Here is a 4035-nt window from a genome sequence, read left to right as displayed (position 1 = left end):
CGCTCTTCCGATCTGAACAGGCTGAGAACTATTTAAGAGATTTAATCCATCAAGTTGATGTGGCTGGATTGGAATGGCTGGATCAACCCAGACATGTAGAGCAACATTTTCTGGAACAGCACCACCAAACCTGCGCAATTTTCCAATCGTATGTAGAACGGCGTAAACAGCAGCAAGGACGTGAATACTTCCCGACTGTGTCACATGCATTTGAGTTCTTGGCCAAAGTCGCACCTGTAAAACTGGTAGACGGCTCATGGTTGTATTCAACTGTGCAAAACTGGAATCGTCCGGAAAACAAAGACCTGATTTATATCTATCTGGAAGAACTGGGCTTGGGTCATACCCGCGCCAATCATGTCACCATGTATCAGGACTTGCTGAATCATTATGAGTTGAACAGCTATGCTGAACAGTTAGATGCCAGTTATTATGAACAGGCAGCCGTTCAACTGGCACTAGCTTATGCACCGCCAGAATATTTACCGTTAGTCATTGGTTTTAATCTGGGTTATGAGCAGCTGCCCTTACACCTGTTAGTTACCAATTATGAGCTGTCTGAACTGGGTATTGATCCACATTACTTCAATGTACACATTACCATTGATAATGCTCACAATGGTCATGCACAAAAATCGCTGCAAGCGTATTTAGATCAATATGCACTCGCTGAAGATCCTGCTCAGTATCTTGATCTGATTAAAAAAGGTTATGTGCTGAATGACATTGGTAAAAGTTCTACCCAGATCATCAAGCAACTGGATACTGAAAAACTGGCTTTGAAAGTGTTCCAGAACAAAGCGCTGATTGGACAATATATCCATAACCAGAAATGCCAGTTTAGAGGCAAGACCATTAATGAATGGTTATCCGATCCGGCACAGATTGCGGACTTCCTGATAGTCATGATTGAAAAAGGCTGGATTGTAAGAGATGCACCTGTTGAACAAAGTCGTTTCTGGAAAATGATTGATGATCCAGATGGCAAAATGTTTGGTGTATTTAATGCCAGTGAAAAACAGATTATTAAAGACTGGATTCAAGGTGAGACTTTTGCTGCTCGTCTGTCATCACGCAGCAGATCTCAAGTACATAACCAGATGGAACTGGTGTTGAACCGTATCGACCAGCAACAGATCCATCAACTGAAAAGCCGTCTGAATCGCTGTGCTGCTGCCGAACAAAAAATTGATTTATTGATTCCTTATGTGGCACCGCATATGCATCATCAGGAAGTGGGCTTGTGGGCAACACGTCAGCTTTCCCAGCTACTCTTCCCTTTTCAGACTCAAGCCATGACTTATTCTTAAAAAGATAGTTCATTAAAAACAGGGCCTTTTATATGCCCTGTTTTTTGCTTCAATGCATTATGCAAATCAAGCCGATTTACGTGAATTGATCTGACCTTTAATCACAGCTTTCACATTGCCTTTTACATAATTTAAAAATACCTTTAAAGGTGACAGCTTTGGATTTGGTCGATTACCTTTAGCAATTTCTTTAAATTGCGCGGCATACCAAATAATTTCCATAATCGCCATTTTATCGATCATTGGAATACCGGTTTTAATTTTCTCCACTGCATAACGTACATCCTGTCCTGCAACCAGACGGTTACCCAGATCAGGCTCGACCGCAAATGGACGTGCAATACCGATGAAATCACATGCGCCACTATCCAGAGCTGCGTTCATACCTGCTGCGGTACGGAAGCCCCCCGTCACCATTAAATGACAATTAACTTCCTGACGGATCTTTTCGGCAAAGTCGAGGAAATAGGCTTCACGGGCAACCGTTGACGCTTTACGTTTCTCTGCTTTTACCCCCGCCATGGCTGGTGCCTCATAGGTTCCACCAGAAACTTCAATAATATCAATCCCGACTGCATCCATCGCCTTAAAGACATAAATCACGTCTTCTTCACTAATGCCACCGCGCTGAAAGTCTGCCGAGTTTAATTTCACTGAAATGATAAAATTCTCAGAAGTCGCAGCACGTACCGCCTTATAAATTTCTAATAAGAAGCGGCTGCGATTCTCAATTGAACCACCCCATTGATCAGTACGTTTATTGGTCAGTGGCGATAAAAACTGGCTGATCAGATAACCATGCGCACCGTGTAGTTGCACGCCCTCAAAACCTGCTTTTTCACAAATGGCTGCTGCTGTGGCAAAACGCTGGATAATATCCAGAATTTCTTCATGTTTTAGTTCACGAGGCGTACCAAACATGGTGGCCAGCATTGGGCTAAATGGCACAGCCGAGGGTGCAACCGTTTCCTTATTCAAACCTTTTGGACATTGACGACCTGGATGTGACAATTGAATCAATTGTACCATCCCGTATTTTTTACCCACTGCCGCCCACTGCTGTAATTTTGCCAAATCACGTTCAGTTTCAATTACAACCACACCAGGTTCATTCTTGGCAGCGATACTCACCATCACATTGCCTGTAATGGCACAACCTAAACCACCCTTTGCCCAAGCCTCATATAAACCGATATGCAAATCATTCGGTTGTCCATCATGGTTGGCAAGTGCTTCACTCATGGCACCTTTGATAATACGGTTTTTAAATGTGGTATTACGAATCTGGATACTGTCTGCAATCTGACTCATGGTCATCCTCTGCTACAATTAGAGTATTTACTCCAATTTAATCTGATTATTGTTGATGTCAAGCTATCTTCCGATAAATTGACAATATCATATGTCAGTTTAATTACAAGATGCTCCGTACTGGCTGGCTGTGATCAACTGTTGTGTATATTCTGTTTGAGGCTGGTTAAACAGAAGTGCTGTTGCTTGATATTCCACAACTTTGGCTTGGCGCATGACCATGATCTTTTGGCAGAGCGCTTGAATGACTTGTAAGTCATGACTGATAAAGATGTAACTGATCTGGTCTTGCTGCTGTAATCGGCGTAACAATTGAATCATGGCACGCTGTGTACTGCGATCCAGTGCTGAGGTGGGTTCATCCAATATAATAAGTTTGGGTTGTAACACCAAAGCCCTTGCCAATGCCACTCTTTGCCGTTGCCCACCAGACAGTTGATGTGGATATGAATGCTTAGACTCTATTGATAATTCAACTTTACTCAGTACTTCTTCAATTTTATTTGTAATCAATATTTTGGAAATTGATCTAAGCTTTAAGCCCTCCCCAATGATCTGTTCAACTGTCATACGTGGATTTAAGCTGCTCAAAGGGTCTTGAAATACGATCTGAAAATCACTTCGTAAAGGTCTAAGTTGTTTTTGATTCAATTGGTTTAAATTTTTGCCCTGAAAAATAATGTCTCCCTCACTGGCAATCAGACGTGCAATTGCCAAAGCTAAAGAAGATTTTCCCGAACCACTCTCCCCGACGATGCCTAAGGCTTCACCTCGCATTAAGCTCAAATCAATCGCTTCGGCTGCCATTTTATAATGTTTAATCTGGTTGAATAAGCCGTGTTTAATTGGATATTTTACCGTGACATTTTCAAGCCTTAATAACGTTTCTGCTGATTCCAATACCAAAGCCTGTCCAAAATCGTGATTGAGTAAATTTCGGGTATATTCCGTTTTTGGCTGGTCAAAAATTTCAGCAATTGTACCTTGCTCTTCGACTTTACCCTGATTCAAAACCAGCACATGATCAGCATAACGTTTGACCAGATTGAGGTCATGGCTAATCAAAATCATCGCCATGTTGCGTTGCTGTTGCAGCTTTTTAAGCAAAGCTAAAATCTGTACCTGTAACATCACATCTAAAGCAGTGGTGGGTTCATCGGCAATTAAAATATCAGGTTCTAAAGCCAGTGCCATTGCAATCATGACACGCTGTCGTTGCCCACCCGAAAGCTGATGTGGATAGGATTTTAGAATCTGCTGTGCATCCTCAATGCCCACATCATGTAGTAAATTGATCACTTTTTGCTGAGCTTCTGCTTTGGACAGACCTTGCAAAATCAGATTTTCACCAACGATCTTTTCTACCTTATGTAATGGATTGAGTGCGGTCATGGGTTCCTGAAAAATCATGGCA

The 4035-nt window shown here is 42.1% G+C and carries 3 protein-coding genes; 1 reads left to right on the top strand and 2 read right to left on the bottom strand.

Annotation, left to right across the window (positions count from 1 at the left end):
- Positions 1 to 1310, top strand: a 1310-nt coding sequence (locus B4H32_RS06490) for an iron-containing redox enzyme family protein (protein ID WP_286800936.1), incomplete at its 5' end; no start/stop codon positions are given.
- A 66-nt stretch (positions 1311 to 1376) separates the two neighbouring features.
- Here the strand turns inward: B4H32_RS06490 and B4H32_RS06485 are convergent.
- On the bottom strand, positions 1377 to 2621 hold the full coding sequence (locus B4H32_RS06485) for an NADH:flavin oxidoreductase/NADH oxidase family protein (protein WP_004681255.1): 1245 nt from the start codon (positions 2619 to 2621) through the stop codon (positions 1377 to 1379).
- A gap of 99 nt (positions 2622 to 2720) precedes the next feature.
- On the bottom strand, positions 2721 to 4035 hold a 1315-nt coding region (locus tag B4H32_RS06480; RefSeq protein WP_286800931.1), incomplete at its 5' end, for an ATP-binding cassette domain-containing protein.

This window comes from Acinetobacter sp. UBA2063 (assembly GCF_002333245.1).
Taxonomy (GTDB): domain Bacteria; phylum Pseudomonadota; class Gammaproteobacteria; order Pseudomonadales; family Moraxellaceae; genus Acinetobacter; species Acinetobacter parvus.
This window is presented reverse-complemented; position numbering and strand designations above follow the sequence as displayed.

Excerpts from the sequence above, each read along its gene's own strand:
- B4H32_RS06485 (WP_004681255.1), bottom strand. The coding sequence starts at position 2,621 with ATGAGTCAGATTGCAGACAGTATCCAGATTCGTAATACCACATTTAAA.